The following is an 18183-nucleotide window of genomic DNA, read 5'->3' as shown; positions in this document are numbered from 1 at the left end:
GAATTATATCCTGAAATTTACCCCTTCTAACAGAAGAGGTTTTTTGAAGTCCCCTCCTTATCTTTCAGGCTATCGCCTGCTGGATTTGGCACAGTGCAGTCTGCCTGCTGCCGAAGCTTCATTGGGCCAGGTCCCTCTGCTTCTCTCGATAAGAATTATTCATATGTTTATGAATAGAATCTTGATGCATTTTTTCGGATAAAAACAAAAACCCTCTTCTAAAGAAAGAAGAGGGCGGCATTTATCAATGGTCCTCTTCTTATCTTTCAAGCTACGCTTGCTGGATTTGGCACGGTACACTTTTGTCCGCTGCCGAGGTGTCATAGGGCCAGTCCCTCAACCTCTCTGGATAAGAAGATTTTTATTATTCGGTTGTTTAATATGCTTATTACTTTACCACCATAAAGAAAAGGATGTCAATCATTATTATTCAAATATTTTCACTTGGTCCATTTTCAAAAATTTCCGTTACTTTAACAGAGCTGTCTTTACGGTGAATAATCATCACACCTGCCAGAGCGATTATACCACCCGCAACGGATAACATAGTCGGCACCTCTCCCAGCCAAACCCAAGCAATGACAAATGCTATTGCTGGTGTCAGATAAAGAGAGCTTGTCGCTTCAGAAGTCCCTCCTATGGACGCAAGAAAAGCTAGGGCAATATATGGAATTACCGTTGGAAAAATCCCCAAATAGATGACACTTAAAGTGGATTCGGCCGATGCATGAAAGATCTCATTACCAAGCCCAGGAAGATAAATCAGCATAAAACCAGTCCCTGCCCATACCGTATAGGATGTAAATGACAAAAATCCGTATTTATTAAAATATTTAGTCTGAAACACGAAATAGATGCTTTCTGAAATGGAAGCAAGCAGGACAAATAAAATACCGGTTTGGATTTCAAACCCTCCTCCTGCACCAAGCGAAATAAGTGCGGCACCAGCAAAACTGACTGCGGAACCAGTCCACCTGACCCTTCCAAACCTTTCCCTTAAAAATAAAGCAGCCAACGCAGCCGAAAAGATCGGAGTCATTGATACAATCAAGCTTGCCGGCCCGGCGCTTACTGTTTTTCCCCAATGTTGAGAGCTGTATGATAAACCGTAAAACCAAGGAATCCAAGTATAAAAATAGCAGGAAGATCTTTTATATCCGGAAGACGCATCCTTGTCAGCAGTGCTAAGACACCAAGTGCAGCCGAACCAACTAAAAGTCTAAAAAGGGCAAGGTGCTCAGGGAGTACGATTCAAGCCCAGCCCGAATTCCCGGGAATGCGGATGCCCAAAGAATGATGATAGAACTATGCGCCCCGATAATCATAAATTTCTTATTTGCCAACTTCATCCCCCTTATCAACATTTCCAGCCATTATCTGTGCTGCTTTTCAGGATAATCAATAACTGATACAATGTCCTCAACCAATTAGGAAAGAATTTTGCCAGCCAATTTTCATAAAGGCGGTTATATGGATGGATACAGCACAATTGCCAAAATATCAGCAAGTTATTGAGACTATTAAAGGAAAGATTTCCAAAGGGGAATGGCCAATCGGAAGTAAAATTCCAAGCCAGCGGAAACTGGCTGAGGAGTTTGGAGTAAACCGAAGCACAATTATCACTGCTCTGGAAGAACTTGCTGCAGATGGACTAATAGAAGGGAAAACGGGGGTTGGCACAAAGGTTATTAATAATACTTGGACCTTGCTCGCTTCAAGGCAGTCTGCCAACTGGAGTGAATATATCGATACAGGGATACACAGAGCCAGCGAAAAAATCGTTCAAGAAATTAATGATTTAGAAATGGATCCCGCTTTTATACAGCTCAGCAAAGGAGAGCTTTCCCTGAGATTTCCCCTGTGCAAACGATGCAGAAAGTTCTAAAGGAAGCTGCTGATGAATTGAGTGAACTCGGTTATGAGGAACCAAAGGGGTATTTGCCATTAAGACAGGCAGTTAGTGAATATTTGGCAGCATCTGGAATAGACGCTTCTCCTTCCTCGATACTTATTGTTTCTGGAGGGCTGCAAGCCCTGCAGCTTGTTTCATTGGGCCTTGTGCAAAGAGGGGCACCCGTATTTCTGGAAAAGCCCTCTTACTTATATTCTTTACAGCTTTTCCGGTCATCAGGCATGAATTTAAAAGGATTGCCGATGGATAAAGAGGGAGTTATCACGAAAAGCATCTCTTTGAAGAAATATGAAAAAGGGAAATCCATTTTATATACGATTCCTTCCTACCATAACCCGACTGGAATTTTAATGACAGAAAAAAGACGGAGGGAACTGCTTGATGTTTGCAGAATAGAACAGCTGCCAATTGTGGAAGACGATATTTATCGTGAGCTATGGCTTGATGAAATGCCCCCTCCACCATTAAAAGCAATGGACAAAAACGGCCAGGTCCTTTATATGGGAAGCTTGTCAAAAACATTGAATCCCGGACTTCGAATAGGCTGGGTAGCAGCACCTGAACCTGTTATCGACCGGCTTGCAGATCTTAAAATGCAGACTGACTATGGTTCAAGTTCACTTTCACAAAGGGTAGCTGAAAAATGGCTGTCCACCGGCCTCTATCAAAAGCATATGGAAAGGGTACGTGAGCAGCTGAGAATTCGTCGTAATACTGCCCTGAATACATTAGATGCTCACTTGTCCGGGATAGCAGAATGGAATTCTCCGGAAGGAGGTTTTTTTATATGGCTGAAAGTACCGTCCAGTATTCCAATTCGAAGCCTCTATCGGCAGGCTATTTTAAGAAAACTGCTGATTAATCCCGGCAGCATATACAGTGACGGGCCGAATCATTTTATACGAATTTCCTATGCTTATGCCTCGCTGGGGGAACTGCAGGAAGGCATATTCATCCTTGGAGAGGAAATTAGAAAGCTCCTATGAGTTTGATACCTGACAAGGGATCCTTTTCACAGTTTGCATAGAGTGAAATTTATCCTATATGTCAATCCAAACATGTATTGTATAATGATGGAAAAGTGCCATTTTTCAAAAAGGAGGGACAGAAAATGATCATGACCGAGAATCCTGCAGATTTATTCGCGGACAAAGTCGAAGCGAGGAATCTGCAGCTGGCCATTCAGCATTCCAGCGATGTGATTGCAAGAGTAACCAAAGAAGGCATTGCTTTATATGTCTCCCCTTCCTGCTTGCCGATGCTGGGGTACTCACAGCAGGACTTTTATCGAAGCAGCCTTTATACATACTGCCATCCAAATGACCGGGACCTCTTAGGAGATGCTTTGGCCGAGCTTGAACAGCTTCCGCATAAACGGGAGACCTTTCGCTTCAGGCATAAGGAGGGGCATTATCTGTGGCTTGAAGCCAATTTTTCAGTCATTAATGACGATAAAGAAATGATGTGCATCATCCGGGATATGACACAGAGAATTATCATGGAAGAGGAGATTCTTGAAACACAGGAGAAGTACCGCTTTCTGGTGGAGTTCTCCAAGGATACGATAGGAATGGTCACACAAAAGGGGATTTGGACCTACATCAATAATGAAGGAAAAAGCTTTTTGGATTCACGAGCATCAAAGAGATGATCGGCACCTCCCTCCACGACTACATTCCTCCTTCAGAACATTCCACTCTCGATGATTTTCTGCAAACAAAGCTAAGTGTGAATTTTGAGCTTAATCTGATCCGGACTGACGGACAAACGAGAAAAGCCGAAGTCCAGCTGATTCCAACCACTTTCAAGAACAGAAAGGTCTACCAAATCATTATTAAAGACGTGACCGGACAAAAGAAGACAGAGGAAAAGCTGCAGAATGCCGAAAAACTTTCCGTTGTCGGTCAGCTTGCCGCAGGCATTGCCCATGAAATCCGCAACCCGCTTACAGCCATAAAAGGCTTTACACAGTTATTATATGAAGAACATAAAGGAGACTTCGCGGAGGTCATCCTAAGTGAGCTGGAACGGATTGAAGGCATCGTCAATGACCTGCTCGTTCTCGCCAAACCTCAAATAACCGAAATGGAAGAAACCTGCCTGACAAACGTTGTAAAAAGTGTAATCACTCTCTTAAACAGCCAGGCTGTTATGGAGAATATCGTGATCGAACTAACACAGTCACCAGGCGAGTTTTATGTGAAATGTGAAAAAGATAAAATTAAACAGGTGCTGATTAACATCATTAAGAACTCGATTGAAGCCATGCCGGCGGGCGGAAAAATAAACGTGGATATCCGCCAGGAGGACCATTCTGTCATCATCAGTGTCGAGGATGAGGGAATTGGCATACCCGAAGAACGCCTCGCCAAACTGGGAGAGCCGTTTTACAGCACAAAAGAAAAAGGCACAGGCCTTGGCATCATGATCTGCAAAAAAATCATTAAAAACCATGGCGGAAATCTTTACATCCACAGCAGGGAAAATGAAGGAACAACGGTGCGGATTACTTTACCGCTTGCCTAATGAAAGAAGCCAGATGCCTGAACTGGCTTCTTATTTTTGAATAATAAACTCCTGTTCCTGCGGGCTATCCCCTATATGTACCCTTTCCTTATAAAAAATCTCATCCTCTGACATCAGCATCACAGTTGAACTCCTGGTTCCGTAGCCTTCACTTCTGATAAATAAAGGAGACAACATCCGCTCCCACTCCAGTGAAACTCCTGTTTTCGGAAGCATGTCATCAGGGGCAGGGTCTGCATTCTGGAGAAGTGTGAACAAGGCTTCCGTAAAATCCCCTGCTGCATGATCTATTATCTTAGATAACCCTTCCTTCCCCTTTTTCACCTTTGGCCACTCGGTATTCAGCACATGATTGCTCACCCCGTACACTCCTGGTCTAAGCTGTTCTATTCTATCTTCCACGTTCGAGTAATAAAAGAGCTCCTCCAAATTGCCCGCAAGCAGATTGTATCCGGGATAGCTGCTGCGGTGTTCAGATGCTATTTTCATAAATCTAGAAGGCGAAGCACTGCCTTTCAAGAAATCCGCTACGAGATCTCCTCTTGATCTTTTGCCATCTGTCACTTCGTTCGGATCACGGTAGTTTGTAAGAGCTGCAAATCGTCCATTCTTTGTGACACCCATCCATGTCCCCATCTTGCTTAAATCACGTCCAGCCAGAATGGCAGGATGGTCCTCCCAAAAATGGGCCGGTGCAGTCGGGCGCCCATAAAATTCATCGCGATTGGCAGCAACGATAAGCTTGTATGCCGGATGAACCTTATATGCGAAAAGGATTAAACACATTCGGATCACTGCTTTCGTTTTATTTATTATTTTAACTTTTCGGGAGGGAAAAACAAAAAATACCCGCTTTAATTATGTGAAATGTTAGATAAGAAGGGATCATGCCTTAATCTTTTTAAAGGCTAGAAAAGCCCAACAAGCTGTAACCTATTTGATGAATTATGTTAAATAAATTCAGCAATAGAAAAAGCCCCTTTTTTAAAGGGAGCTTTTTCAATTTAAGTAACCGCTTCTTCCCTCGCTGTCTTCCTCGCCCTTAAAAATCTAACTGTATTTAAGACGATCGTTTTGGTCACAGCATAGGTAGGTATTGCCAGAATCATGCCGAGGATACCGGCAAGATTGCCTGCAACCAGCAATAGGATGATGATGGTGGCCGGATGTGTGTTCAAGGTTTTTCCGAGAATCAGCGGCGACAGCACATTTCCTTCAATCTGCTGAGCAATCACAATGACTACGACCACCAGAAAGGCTTTAGTCGGCGAGTCAAAAAGTGCAACGATTACGGCAGGTGCACCGCCCAGAAACGGCCCAACATAAGGAATAATATTGGTTATGGCAACAATAAGCGCCATGACTAGCGCATATGGCAAGTCGATGATTAAATAGCCAATAAATGAAAGTGTCCCAACAAATAATGCTACTGTAATCTGCCCCTGAATGTAGGAAGAAAGTGTCTCTCCTGTTTCCTTAAGCGTTTTAACCCCTCTTCCCTGTAAGAAGCAGGAAGGAACTTCGAAACGGCAGCAGGGAACTTATCTCCGTCTTTAAACATATAGAAAAGCAGGAATGGCACCGTTACTATTGTAATCGCAATATTGGTGACCAGGCTGACTATTCCAGCTACCCCCTGTGTCACACGGCTTGGCAGGGTATTGGCATATTCCATAATGCGTGCTTCAATTTCTTCAATCGATATGTAGTCCTGCTCCAAAAACCATTTGAACTCTTCGGTGCTGGACATGGAGTTAACAAAGTCTCTTGTCGTCTTCGCATACCCCGGCAGGTCGTTGAATAATTCAGTCACCTGTCTGCTGATAAGCGGAGCAATGTTGCCAATAATCAGCATTACTAAACCGATAACAGCTGCATAGATGATCAATATCGCTGCCGTTCTCGGCACCTTGTAGCGCTGCAGCAATCTTACCAGCGGGTTCAATAGGAAATAGAGAAATCCTGAAATAATAATTGGAAAAAATAATGTTGATGCAAAAATGCCCACTGGTTCAAACAAAAAGAAATTTTAGTTGATACATAAATAATTGTTAAGATAAGCAGCAATTGCAAAGTCCAGTATTGCAGTTTTTTCTTTGCCACAATGTCACCTTTTTCTTTGAATTGGATTAACTAAAGAATACCATATTCGTGTGTTTACTCCTAAGAAGATGCTACTTCTATTACGATTCGGAATTGAAAAGGTTTCGGAAAAAGCAATCCATATAATTAAAAATCACACATTCTGCAAGTGGATATATTTACCCATAAATATCTCATTTTTTGGTTTCATCAATCCCATACAGGGTATAAAAGACTATAAATAACAAGCTTTTCCCCTCTTAAAGCCAGGAGTGAACAGACACATGAGTACAATAGACATTTTCAAGAAGGAACTCGTATTACTGAAAAGCGAAATGAATCGCTGTAAGAATGAAAAGACAAAAAAACAAATTTTTAATGATATCCTTCTCATCCAGAATGCAGTCCAGAACTTACTTTAATCTGCTCATAAATTAGATTCCAGCTGCTTTCTTTCCTCACTTGAAGAACAAAAAACCAGCATCCCATTGGCTGAAATACTGGTTTTAGAAGTTATCTTCAAGCTTACTTTAATTTCCTGGCATTTCCCGGAATGGCCCCTATAATATCCCTGTTTTATATCGTTTTTCTTAATTTCGCGGAATTAGATACCTGTAACTTGGATCAAATAGTTTGTCAAAAAGAAACGGAATAAACCTTTAGTAACAACCTTCTTCAACCGTTAGTTTAAGTATCTAAAGAAATTTTTAATTGCATCCATACGTATCTTATGACTACAATCCTCGCAACAAAAAATCTTAGCCTTATTTTCCTTAAATTGTTTATAATTTAGTGAACCTTCGTATACTCTGAAAATCCTTTTACAACTATAACAAAGTACCTCATAGTAAATCATTAAATCCTCCTAAGCGACACATTACTTTTTAGTTGATTTATCGAAGATTGTAACCAATTCCCTAGTATATTCCTGAACATCTAAATGAGGCTTTCTCGTTAATTCAAGGGTGAACCCGTCAATGGCACTTCTTATTGTTAACGCCATCACCCTTGCTGATGATCTGGTGAATTCTCTGAAAACTCCTTCCTGCATCCCTAGGGTAAGAATATTTTCAATCGGAAGTAGAATAGCTTCATCATGGTCTGCTGCAAACTGAAGTTTACCATCAGCAGTTCTCTTATTTGAAACCGTTTCAATAACAGCGAAAACATGCTGACGATTTTCATCTATAAATGTAAGGTTGGATTCAATATACACCCGAAGCATGTCTTTAGGAGACTTTTGAGCTTCTATTCTTGGAGCAATATAGGCTTGCCAAGCCAAATAGTATTCGATAGGTATTTGCTCCAATAAGTCCTCTTTATTTGCAAAGTGATAAGAAATAACCCCCTTACTGATATTTGCACGCTTTGCAATTTGTCCTATAGAGGCTTGAGCGTAACCTACTTCTGCGATTGTTTCAATCGCACATTCCACAATTTGAGCTCTGCGGGCTTTTTCGATGAATGATAATTCTTTTTGGTTAGTTGGTTTGTTTTTTACTCATGTACTTATTTTAGTACAGTCGTACAAACAATTCAAACAAAAAAACCATTTAGTTGAAGATTATCTAAATGGTTTTATGCAAATATCCTGCACCATTAGTTCAATAATACCTTACTCCATAATCTGGCCCGATTGTTGAACACAAGTTGAACATCGATCTTCAACTAAACTGCCCCTTTTATGGAATAAGAAAAACTACCGATTCAGCAGCTGATCTTGTATATAAGCACCAAATAGTTTAAGTACACTTCTTTACAATTAAATAATTTTACCTTTCTTGTCTGGAAGGAAATATCTTATATCATCTTGTTTTCTAAGTTTTTATTTTTCTAATCTTAATATCCGAGCAATGTATAAGTATCTTTGTTTGTGAAAATAAAAGAATTTCATGTTGCAATTTCCTTTTACTCAACGGAAGGATTTCATCGTAGCCCCAATCATCAAGTCCTTTTCTACCACCGAAGACAATTTCATTAGGCTTATTACCATCAACATTTCTTTTAATATCAAAATCCATTAAGAACTTACGAACGTTTAACCATTGTATTTCATATATCCCCGCACCCTCTTCATATTGCTCAATGACCATTTTAATTGTGGTCGGGTCCTTTGTTTTCCCATTCTCTTGATTCAAAACCGTAAGAGAAACTACTTTACCATCATGGAATGAGTGGCTTTTTAAAAAATTTGATGTCTCTTTATTAAATCTGGGTAATAGTCTTTTTAATTCCTTAACATAGCCCATTACATCCCAATGGTCATCATCTACAAAATACTTCATTGAAAATTTCTCCTCTACCTATTCAAATTCCTTATCGAATACTATCTCAGAAAATGGTCCGATTGTGGAATTAAGAAAAACAACACTCTTCAACAAGCCCGCCCCTGTTGTTAAATAAGGAATATAGGCTTCCAATATACTCGTGCTCTCCATGTCTCCATGAGTACAGTTATGTAGTTTAATCAAATCCACTAGCGAATATTTATGTCAATTAAATGTTGAACATCCCTAATTCTACCAATTTTTTCAACTTGTATCATTAAGATCCTTAACTTAAAGCGGTTCCAGGCACCGGAAATTATACTGCTTGTTCAAGTGGAATAAAATGAAACCTTCTAATTGGTTAATACTCCCTATATAACCTAGTCTTTCATGACATTCCTCTTATATACAGTATAAATATAGATTGGTATATTCAAATTATTCCAAAAAATGAAAGGGGTTCGAAATGGAAAAATGGTATAACAAATTTATAGTTTTCTTCACTGCTCTAGTAATGGCTTTGGGACTGTACGCAGATCCAGCAGGTGCTGTTTCTAATTTAGCGAGCCCCGTCGCTGAAAGAGGTTTATCTGTTGAGATTGAGGAAGCGACGATATTTGAATTGCAGCATGAGATGCAGAAGGAGGAGTTAACCTCTGAGGAATTGGTTCAATTCTATCTCAATCGAATTGGGGAGTACGATGACAGCATTAACTCCATCATTACGGTTAACGAAAATGTATTAGAGGAAGCGAAACAACTAGATAAAGAGCGTAAAGCGGGAAACGTTCGCGGTCCCTTGCATGGTATTCCGGTTATATTAAAAGACAACTATGATACATACGATATGCAAACCACTGCAGGATCCCTGTCACTTGAAGGTTCCATCCCTCTAAAGGATGCCTATCAAACAAAAAGATTAAGAGATCAAGGGGCAATCATTTTAGGGAAAGCGAACCTGCATGAATTTGCTTTCGGATTCCAAACAATTAGTTCCCTTGGTGGACAAACCTATAATCCATATGATTTAACAAGATACCCAGGTGGTTCAAGCGGTGGTACGGCAGCAGCAGTTGCTTCCAACTTTGCCGCTGTCGGATTAGGGACAGACACTGGTGGGTCGATCCGAATACCCTCGTCCTTTAATAATCTGGTTGGACTTCGCCCTACTATGGGACTTGCCAGCCGAGATGGAATCATTCCACTTGCACTATCACAGGATGTCGGCGGACCGATGGGACGTACGGTTGAGGATGTGGCTGTTGTGCTCGATGCAATTGCTGGCTATGACCCAGCAGATCCAGTTACTGAAGCGAGTATCGGGAAAGTTCCAAAAACCTATACTCATTATCTTAAGAAAAATGGATTAAAGAAAGCTCGGATAGGCGTTATTCGCGACCTGTTTGGGAATGATCCTGAAGTCAATAAAGTGATGGATCAAGTTATTGCGGACATGGAAGCGCTTGGAGCAGAAGTGTTCGAGGTAACAATTCCCAGTCTTAGTCCAATTCTTTCTTATCCAAGCTTAAGCGGATACGAATTTAAATTTCAGTTAAATGATTATTTGGCTGGCCTTGGGCCGGATGCACCTGTAAGAACCTTATCAGATATTATCGAAAGCGGGAAGTTCCATCCAAGTTTGGAAAGTGGATTAAAATCCCGAAATGAAAGAGAATCATTAGAAAATGATGAGGAATACCATGACATTATTACCAATCGTCCTAAAATGGCAAGGGAAAGCTTAATGGTAACGTTTAATGAACATGACCTTGATGCACTACTCTATCCAACTTCGAGTGCTTTACCGGCACAGGTGGGCAAAAGCCAAGGTGCAGGGAATGCTAATCGCTTAAGTCCGTATTCAGGATTTCCAGCAATCTCGGTTCCTGCCGGCTTCAGTGACAACGGCCTTCCAGTCGGGCTAGAACTGCTAGGGAAAGAATTCGACGAGCCAACTTTGATTAAACTAGCCTATGCTTATCAAGAAGGAACTAACCATCGAAAAGCTCCTGAACTAAAATAAGAACCTTCAAAGAAAAGAGGCTATCTTCAATAAAGAAGAATCGCTTTTTCCTTAACATAAGAATAGGGATTGCTGCAGCGATCCCCTTCTCTTAACGTTAGCACCTTTTGAATAAGGAAAAGGCGCTCATTCTTATTGAATAATCGAGGTAAAAGCTGCCTGATTAGCAGCTGATCATGAACGTAAGCACCAGGGTATACTGCCCTTCAATTAAAAAAAGATCCCTCTTTGATCTAAGTTTGACAAAAGATAAAATGATCATTAGGATTCCAAACGTGCAGATAATCTGCATTGTACCCACGCAGCCACAACACGCCGTTAATTCGTCTAAGATAAAAGCCTTTTGGAAAATCAGCGTCTTCAGATAGTGTCTCCGAGGCTATTGTGATAGAGCCAGATGGAGCTTCATTCCGCTGCAAAGAATTCCCCGAATAACCCTCAGGCTGATCCAGATATTCCAGTCTTAGATAAGGTCCCAGTTCAAGCGGACACAATTCCAAACCTAGTTCGTTCGCTTTTTTAAAGATTTGATCCGTAGTAGCTCCATCAGGGAAGCCAAGATTGCCTGCCGTTAGTTCTACGGTCTGAAGGTTGTACTTTGTATCAGAGGTAGTAAATTTATCATCAGCTAATAGTTTTTCTGCATACTCATTCATCAAGATAGAGTATTGTTGCAATTTCTGGATAAGCTGCGATTTCGTAAGTCCACCAACTTCTATTTTTCTGGTAATAACTTTAGAGTGTATTTTCTCATTTTCAAAACGCAATCGCAGTCACTCCTAACATAGTGGCACATTTGCAGAAACGATACCATGACTACATATATATATTCTGCAATCACCAATAAATTCCCTCGGTTGAACTCCTGACCCTTTAGTTTATAAGAAAAAGCTGCCTCGATTGGCAGCCGTATCTTTAAGAAGAGCACCCCATTAGTAGTATAAGAAAAGTTAATTACATAGATTTCTAGACTATTAAAATAATAGTGGAATGAGAGCCTTCTTTCTTATTTGATTATTAGTACGCAATCCACCTCTCGGCCACTTACTTTATAGTTATTTCAGCAATAACCGGATAGTGGTCGCTAGGAAATTGACCATTTTTTTGATAGTTATTGATTTCGATCGTATTTGCGGTTACATTTCCTTTGGTAAGAATCCAATCGATGCGGTTGTCTGCTCCGCCGCCTGTTGGGTCACGGAAGCCATTGAACGTCCCAATTCCTTCATTGATTCGTGACTCCGCTGTTTCCCATAAATCATCAAAAGCCTCATCGCTAGTTAATGTTTGATGTGGAAGAGTACCAGGACGAGTATTAAAATCTCCTGTCAGAACAATAGGTAATTCAGGGTTAAATTCTTTGATTCCGTCTAAAATTAATTCAGCGCTCTTTTCTCTCGCTTCGGCGGATTGGTGATCGAAATGCGTATTTACAAAATAGAATTGTTTATCGGTTTGGTTGTCTACAAATTTCGCCCAAGTGACCATTCTTGGAATGTTGTTTCCCCATGTTTTTGAACCGATTACATCTGGAGTATCTGAGAGCCAGAAATGATCATACTCTACTGGAGTAAAACGTTTTTCATCATAGAAAATCGCGGAGTATTCTCCTCTATTACCCCCTTCGCGGCCCAATCCAATCCATGCATAACCTGGTAATACTTCTTCCAAATCCTGAAGTTGTCCATATAAAACTTCCTGCGTACCAAAAATATCTGGATTTTCCATACGAATAAGCTTTTTAATGGTTGGAACCCTTTCAGCCCATGTATGCGGTGATGGATCATTGTTGTTTTCATACCTTAAATTAAATGTCATCACCTTCAAGTTCTGTTCCGTGCTTTCTGCAGCAAAGACATTGGAGATTCCGGAAAACATACTTCCCACCATTGCGAATACCATTACTACCGCTAAAAAAATCGGACTTAATCCTTTTTTCAACAAAATTCCCTCCTTTTTTTGATTACATTTGAAAGTATAGTTTTCAAAAGTAAACACAATGTTAAAAAAGAAGCAGATGTTTGTTTTGTTTTTCTAAGCAAAGGAGAATTCAATAATATCAAGGGATTTTTGATTAAAAATATGAAATTTTCCTTAGAGAATCACTTGTTATTGTAAATATTAACAGGTTGAATTTACCAGTGAAATTTAAAATTTTTTAATGGTATTTAGAATATTTAAATAAATAACCTTCGGATGGGAAGGGCATTTATTTAAGCATCTTAGGTGGGAATTTTGCACGAACAGCGATGCTGATTGTTGAGTAGAGGTAATAACAATTGTATTGTTCAACTAAACTGCCCCTCGTATATTATGTTTAACTCCTTAAATACCATTCTCTTTTTCATCTTTTCTATCAATATAAGGTGGTCTGTTTGGACGTCTCGAGATATTTCTAGATAATGGTCTTAGGATCATTTGGGACAATTCTTCCTGCCCCTGTAGCTTGACTACATCTAAAGACTGTTTCTCAGTGTACGTGCGGCACTTCATACTCGCAGGCTGAGCGCACTGCCTCTCGAACTCAGGTGACAAGCAGCCCTGAGGCGGCTTTCGATGCAGATGCAGTTCTGATACACGAGGTTGATGATCGGCGTCCATACTAGAGATATCTCGAGGCGTCCAAGGAAATACCCAATGATTCCACAATGAAAGGAGGGTAACCCCCATGCGATTATTTGTTGGTTTAGACGTAAGTTCGTTTGACATGAAAGGCTGTATCCTTGATCAGGAAGGATCAAAAGTGGATACCTTCACGGTATCAAATGACCTTCCAGGAGCCACAGTTTTGAAGGAACGAATCCTCGGCCTTGCGAAAGGACGTAAAGTTGAAAGCGTTAAGATCGGTTTGGAGTCCACTTCGGTCTATAGCTTCCATCCTTCTATGTTCCTTCATTATGATGAAGACCTTAAGGTCTTTGACACTCAAGTGTTCGTCATTAATCCGAAACAGATTGCCAACTTCAAGAAAAGCTATTCGGATATGAATAAGACGGATGAAATTGATGCATTCGTGATTGCCGATTATGTCCGATTCGGCCGTAACCAGATGTCCATTGTCAAGGAGAGCCAGTATGTCGCACTCCAACAGTTGACCCGTTCACGTTATCACTTGGTTAAGATGATGACAAAGGAGAAACAGCACTTTCTCCAACATCTGAATTTCAAGTGCAGCAACTTTTCCCATGAGGTGGACTCTTCCGCCTTCGGAAATGCGATGATGGACCTCTTCCTCGAAAGATACAGCCTGGAAGAACTGGCCCAGATGCCTTTAGATGAATTGGCTGCGTTCCTTCAGGAACACGGGAAGAATCGTTTCTCTGATCCCGATAAAGTAGCTACTTCCATCCAACGGGCAGTCCGCTCTTCCTACCGCTTAGATAAAGTGGTAGAAGACTCAATGGATCTCCTTTTAGGTACTTCCATTGAGCTGATCCGTTCCTTTCAGAAACAGATCAAGGAAATCGACAAAGCCATTACCCGTCTAATGACAGGCCTTTCCCAGACCTTGGAGACTATACCGGGCATCGGACCTGTATATGCCGCAGGCATTATTGCCGAAATCGGCCAGATTGAACGTTTTGAAGATGAAAGCAAGATTGCCAAATATGCAGGTCTATACTGGCGGAAACACCAGTCTGGCCGCTTTACAGCTGAAGACACTTCTCTTTCGCGACAAGGAAACGAATATCTGCGCTACTACCTCGTTGAAGCCGCCAACTCGGTTAGGAGACAGATTCCCGAATATCGCGAGTTTTACCAAAAGAAATGTCTTGAAGTTCCAAAACATCAACACAAACGTGCCCTCGTCCTAACAGCAAGAAAACTCGTGCGATTGGTGGATGCGCTGCTTCGCAAACGCCAAGTCTTTGCGCAAGAAAGGTGCGTGAAGATCTGACAAATATACTTTGTCAGCGCAAGCCTTCCTGATTTCCAGTAAATTACATTTATTTACTGGTGTAGTTCCTTACGGTCTTTTTTAGTCACAAGTAAATTGAAAACTAAACATCTTTAAACTTTTGGAGTTGACATATTACCGCAGGTCTTTAGCTAATAAGAAATTCAAGAATAAAGGCGTTTATCTTCTTACGATCACTACAATCGTTAGTAATAAAGAATAGTTTTAAAAAGTATTCATTTACATCTGTCTTTCTTCCATTTATAGGGTTTACTTGACCAATTATATAAAAGAGCGAATAAAAATATCATAAAAGATATCCCTATATTATCAACCCACTTAACCTCTTTATTGACAATTAACTGCCAAATTATTGTTGCTACAAAAAATAGTAACGGATATCTAATGCTTTTCTTAAACAAATTGCCACCACTTTCAATTCCCTCTAGTATTAAATTGCCCCGTTTGTTAATTAAGGGGTTTGTTTGTTGTACATTTATTTAAGCAGAGTTTTTAAGACTACTTCTATGTCTTTTACTAAATTGTTTTTTGTAATATCACATATAGTTCCAGCACCCCCGCCATAGTAATACCACAACTGAATGATGTCTGCATATTCATCATCTTCTACTGTGTCATTATCAAAATCTATTACGATTTGAGAACGATATTCTTTTTCCAGACACTTTTCGGAACTCAATTCTTTTAATTCATCTCCATCAATGTCTCGGCACACCCAGATTCTTAGGTTTTGTTTTCCTTGGTTTTCAAATGAATTTGCATATTTTCTTTGAAGAGCTTTACCCCATTGTTCTGCTAATCTTTCTAGTTCTATTACGCTTCTTTTTAACTCCTCATTTACCCTAACTTCTGGAACATTTACGTACCTTCCGTCTTCCGCTTCTTGTTTGTTTATCTTAAAAAACTGTCTTATTTTATCAAGCAAATTTTCTCCCCACCGTTAGAGAATTATTTTTAGATTATTCAACAAACCTGCCCATTTTGTTAAAAAGCAGTATTTCACAAAATAATTCAATATATAATCTTCACTTAATTGGCATTACATCTAGTGGCAGAACGCCATCCTGAATCCAATTTTCAATTATTCCATTGAAGTAATCAGGATTAGCTAATGAGATTCCGTGACCAGCATTAGGTATGATTATTCCTTCACAATTAGAATTATGTAAAACAATGTCTGCTGCTGATTTTTTCATTATTGCCTTTTCTCTTTCACCAACAGTCACTAATATTTTACACTCCGCTTTTTCGAAGCCTCTTGGTATCTCAAAAGACATGTTCTCTTCCAATATCCTAATAAGTGTACCTGATTTCATTAAAGAACTTTCTTTATAATAGGTTTCAAAATATTCTTCATCGAGATAAAGTGCTTTAGCTTGAAGTTTTGAAAATAATTTATTCTTAATGAGTGGAAATGTTAATTTAATTGAAGGAGCAATCATTGTTTTTATATATGGAGAAGGCCTAACTAACGCACTATTTATGATTGCATAATTAACCATATTGGGTTTCATACTCAGCATCTGAACTATAACTTGTGCTCCCAAAGAGAATCCGATGACAATTACCTCTTTTTCAAAAGCCTTTTTTTCTATTATTTCAATAACCCTCTCAGCACTATATTTAATTGTAAAATTCCCTATATTATCATCGTTGCTTTTCCCTTGTTCTGGTAAGTCTATTGCAAGACAATGATAATGACTAAAGTGTTTAATCTGTTTATTCCACATCCAACTACTTACACCACCTCCATGTAAAAAGACCATTAATGAGGCATTTTTATCTCCATACTCGTGATAATATAGACTCAAAACGTATCCACCTCTCTAAATGAATATTGCTCATCCTGCTCTTTTAATTTGAAGAAGAAAAAAGCTGCTCGATTAGCAGCTGATCTTGAACATAAGCCCACTTCTCAATTACACTAATATAGGAATCAATAAACTAATTGCAAAGAAGATATATGCTATCTGGATGATGGTATACATTGTAAGTTCAAAAAGCCGAAGGTAGATAGAAGAACTAATAATAAGTATTACAATGGAAATCACGTTAAATTTCTGCATAAATTATCAAGACGCAGCAACTCCTTTTTATACACCTTCAGTGAGTAGCAATAGTCCATTCATTTGGATTCACTAATGCTCTGTTTGTTTAAGTAGACACATATTTTACATCCAAATTATAACATTATTCTTCTGCTAAACTGCCCCGTTTGACATGAAGAAAGCTGCCTTAGAGAATGGCAGCCTTATAAAGGATTTTTGTGATAAATAGAGAATTACCCTCTTATAGAAAAAAATTTAAGAACCTTGACTCCTAATTTTCCCTTCATGTCATTGACCATTTCGATTATGTTCTATTCATCTCTTTGTTAAGATTTTTTTATAAATAACCAATGTTAGCCTTCCACTACTCCCCCAAGGTCCGTCCCATATAAAACTCTATGTTTACACTTTTTTGAAAGCAGTATAGTTACTATATTTATAAGTTGTATAAATTGGCAAAAGAGGTGAAGCCCGATGAAATTAAGGGAGCACAGTAGCTTTGTTCGTTTTTGGATTGCCTCAACAACTTCAAGCTTTGGCACATATATTACAACTCTGGCTCTTCAGGTATTAGTAGTTGGTAATATGGGAGGCAGTGCTGTTGATGTTGGCTGGGTTTCAGCATCTAGATGGCTTCCGTATGTACTGTTGGGATTAATAGCGGGGGTTTTGGTTGATCGCTTTCACCGAAAGACTGTATTGGCAGTAACAGATATGGGGCGCTGCATTATACTTGCCTTCATTTGCTTAATGTCTATCACAGGAGTAATCAGTATTGGCTGGCTAATGTTCCTGCTGGTGCTCTTTGGTGCTTTGTCTCTTTTTAATGATACTGCCTACCAGTCCTTTGTGCCACAAATCGTCCCTCGTCATTTATTAACACGTGCAAATGCACGGTTAGAACAAAGCTCAGCTGTCGCGGAAACGAGCGGTCCAGCCATTGGAGGTGGACTCGTCTCATTGATCGGTGCACCATTTGCCCTTCTTTTTGATGCCTTATCGTATTTGTTTTCAGGTGTATTAATGGCATCGATTAAACACCAGCCCTCAAAAAAAGTGAAGACTGGACCACTTGGTCAGCAAATCAAGGAAGGTTTGCGATGGGTCTATCAACACCAATACCTTCGTACACTCGCTTTAAACACGCACGCCTGGTTTCTCTTTCATAGCATGACCATGACGATCCTAGTATCCATTTTTTTAATTGAGCTTGGCTTCGATGCCTCACTCCTTGGGTATGTCCTCGCCGCTGCAGGTGTTGGTGCTGTCGCAGGAACCTCTATATCTCCTCAAGCCGGTGTGCGCTTTGGCGTCGGACGTGCAATGGCTTTTTCTCGAATTCTCTATGCTCCAGCAGTTATCTAGATGGCTCTAGCTCCAGCAACTAACAACTCCGACTCGCAGTA

Annotated in this window: 14 protein-coding genes, 3 pseudogenes and 2 riboswitches; of the genes and pseudogenes, 7 read left to right on the top strand and 10 right to left on the bottom strand. The window is 39.9% G+C overall.

The features are described from left to right. Positions 1–54: 54 nt before the first annotated feature. Positions 55–155, bottom strand: a riboswitch (SAM riboswitch). Positions 156–256: 101 nt separating this feature from the next. Continuing rightward, positions 257–356, bottom strand: a riboswitch (SAM riboswitch). A 74-nt stretch (positions 357–430) separates the two neighbouring features. Then, a pseudogene (locus M5V91_RS25100) lies at positions 431–1343 on the bottom strand (DMT family transporter). A 131-nt stretch (positions 1344–1474) separates the two neighbouring features. Between M5V91_RS25100 and pdxR the strand changes: the two are divergent. From pdxR to M5V91_RS25085, 3 genes and pseudogenes are all read left to right on the top strand, one after another. Then, positions 1475–2898: pseudogene (gene pdxR, locus M5V91_RS25095) on the top strand (MocR-like pyridoxine biosynthesis transcription factor PdxR). 125 nt (positions 2899–3023) lie between these two features. Then, positions 3024–3563: a PAS domain-containing protein gene (locus tag M5V91_RS25090; protein ID WP_284521577.1), complete on the top strand. Its 540-nt coding sequence runs from the start codon at positions 3024–3026 to the stop codon at positions 3561–3563. Beyond that, complete coding sequence (locus tag M5V91_RS25085) at positions 3560–4438, top strand: ATP-binding protein (RefSeq protein WP_284521576.1); 879 nt, start codon at positions 3560–3562, stop codon at positions 4436–4438. Before M5V91_RS25090 ends, M5V91_RS25085 begins: the two co-directional genes overlap by 4 nt. A 30-nt stretch (positions 4439–4468) precedes the next feature. Here the strand turns inward: M5V91_RS25085 and M5V91_RS25080 are convergent, their stop codons facing one another. Together M5V91_RS25080 and M5V91_RS25075 are read right to left on the bottom strand one after the other, a co-directional pair. Next, positions 4469–5224, bottom strand: a complete 756-nt coding sequence (locus M5V91_RS25080; RefSeq protein ID WP_071156393.1) for an NRDE family protein — start codon at positions 5222–5224, stop codon at positions 4469–4471. A gap of 218 nt (positions 5225–5442) precedes the next feature. After that, positions 5443–6541 (bottom strand): annotated as a pseudogene (locus M5V91_RS25075) (AI-2E family transporter). Positions 6542–6804: 263 nt separating this feature from the next. Between M5V91_RS25075 and M5V91_RS25070 the strand changes: the two are divergent. Continuing rightward, positions 6805–6942: a hypothetical protein gene (locus M5V91_RS25070; protein WP_284521575.1), complete on the top strand. Its 138-nt coding sequence runs from the start codon at positions 6805–6807 to the stop codon at positions 6940–6942. Positions 6943–7202: 260 nt separating this feature from the next. Here the strand turns inward: M5V91_RS25070 and M5V91_RS25065 are convergent, their stop codons facing one another. The 3 genes from M5V91_RS25065 to M5V91_RS25055 form a co-directional block, all read right to left on the bottom strand. Further along, a complete protein-coding gene (locus M5V91_RS25065) occupies positions 7203–7376 on the bottom strand; it encodes a hypothetical protein (RefSeq protein WP_019383338.1) in 174 nt (57 codons plus the stop codon). A 21-nt stretch (positions 7377–7397) separates the two neighbouring features. Beyond that, positions 7398–7958, bottom strand: coding sequence for a TetR/AcrR family transcriptional regulator (locus M5V91_RS25060; protein WP_284522307.1), 561 nt, complete (start codon positions 7956–7958; stop codon positions 7398–7400). 379 nt (positions 7959–8337) lie between these two features. After that, on the bottom strand, positions 8338–8805 hold the full coding sequence (locus tag M5V91_RS25055) for a hypothetical protein (protein WP_071156391.1): 468 nt from the start codon (positions 8803–8805) through the stop codon (positions 8338–8340). Positions 8806–9253: 448 nt separating this feature from the next. Here M5V91_RS25055 and M5V91_RS25050 point away from each other — a divergent pair, with 448 nt between their 5' ends. Then, positions 9254–10810 (top strand): amidase family protein, encoded by a 1557-nt coding sequence (locus M5V91_RS25050; RefSeq protein ID WP_071156389.1) that lies wholly within the window; start codon positions 9254–9256, stop codon positions 10808–10810. A gap of 233 nt (positions 10811–11043) precedes the next feature. Here the strand turns inward: M5V91_RS25050 and M5V91_RS25045 are convergent, their stop codons facing one another. Next, the gene (locus M5V91_RS25045) at positions 11044–11577 is read right to left on the bottom strand and encodes a helicase (protein WP_217036512.1); all 534 of its coding nucleotides are present in this window, start codon (positions 11575–11577) and stop codon (positions 11044–11046) included. Between the two features lie 277 nt (positions 11578–11854). Further along, the gene (locus tag M5V91_RS25040) at positions 11855–12751 is read right to left on the bottom strand and encodes an endonuclease/exonuclease/phosphatase family protein (protein WP_251174148.1); all 897 of its coding nucleotides are present in this window, start codon (positions 12749–12751) and stop codon (positions 11855–11857) included. A gap of 727 nt (positions 12752–13478) precedes the next feature. Here M5V91_RS25040 and M5V91_RS25035 point away from each other — a divergent pair. Next, entirely contained in the window at positions 13479–14708 is a 1230-nt protein-coding gene (locus M5V91_RS25035) for an IS110 family RNA-guided transposase (protein WP_009333976.1), read from the top strand. 496 nt (positions 14709–15204) lie between these two features. On the opposite strand, the gene M5V91_RS25030 is transcribed toward M5V91_RS25035, so the two are convergent. Beyond that, positions 15205–15654 carry a hypothetical protein gene (locus tag M5V91_RS25030; protein WP_251174150.1) on the bottom strand — a complete coding sequence of 150 codons (450 nt, stop codon included), beginning with the start codon at positions 15652–15654 and terminating at the stop codon, positions 15205–15207. A gap of 100 nt (positions 15655–15754) precedes the next feature. After that, complete coding sequence (locus tag M5V91_RS25025; RefSeq protein WP_192907887.1) at positions 15755–16540, bottom strand: alpha/beta fold hydrolase; 786 nt, start codon at positions 16538–16540, stop codon at positions 15755–15757. A gap of 711 nt (positions 16541–17251) precedes the next feature. Here M5V91_RS25025 and M5V91_RS25020 point away from each other — a divergent pair. Beyond that, positions 17252–18142 (top strand): MFS transporter, encoded by an 891-nt coding sequence (locus M5V91_RS25020; protein WP_251174151.1) that lies wholly within the window; start codon positions 17252–17254, stop codon positions 18140–18142. Positions 18143–18183 lie beyond the last annotated feature (41 nt).

Origin of the sequence: Cytobacillus pseudoceanisediminis (assembly GCF_023516215.1) — a bacterium.
Taxonomy (GTDB): domain Bacteria; phylum Bacillota; class Bacilli; order Bacillales; family Cytobacillaceae; genus Cytobacillus; species Cytobacillus pseudoceanisediminis.
This window is presented reverse-complemented; position numbering and strand designations above follow the sequence as displayed.

Excerpts from the sequence above, each read along its gene's own strand:
- M5V91_RS25080 (WP_071156393.1), bottom strand. The coding sequence starts at position 5,224 with ATGTGTTTAATCCTTTTCGCATATAAGGTTCATCCGGCATACAAGCTT.
- M5V91_RS25065 (WP_019383338.1), bottom strand. The coding sequence starts at position 7,376 with ATGATTTACTATGAGGTACTTTGTTATAGTTGTAAAAGGATTTTCAGA.
- M5V91_RS25090 (WP_284521577.1), top strand. The coding sequence starts at position 3,024 with ATGATCATGACCGAGAATCCTGCAGATTTATTCGCGGACAAAGTCGAA.
- M5V91_RS25050 (WP_071156389.1), top strand. The coding sequence starts at position 9,254 with ATGGAAAAATGGTATAACAAATTTATAGTTTTCTTCACTGCTCTAGTA.
- M5V91_RS25085 (WP_284521576.1), top strand. The coding sequence starts at position 3,560 with ATGATCGGCACCTCCCTCCACGACTACATTCCTCCTTCAGAACATTCC.
- M5V91_RS25035 (WP_009333976.1), top strand. The coding sequence starts at position 13,479 with ATGCGATTATTTGTTGGTTTAGACGTAAGTTCGTTTGACATGAAAGGC.
- M5V91_RS25055 (WP_071156391.1), bottom strand. The coding sequence starts at position 8,805 with ATGAAGTATTTTGTAGATGATGACCATTGGGATGTAATGGGCTATGTT.
- M5V91_RS25070 (WP_284521575.1), top strand. The coding sequence starts at position 6,805 with ATGAGTACAATAGACATTTTCAAGAAGGAACTCGTATTACTGAAAAGC.
- M5V91_RS25020 (WP_251174151.1), top strand. The coding sequence starts at position 17,252 with ATGAAATTAAGGGAGCACAGTAGCTTTGTTCGTTTTTGGATTGCCTCA.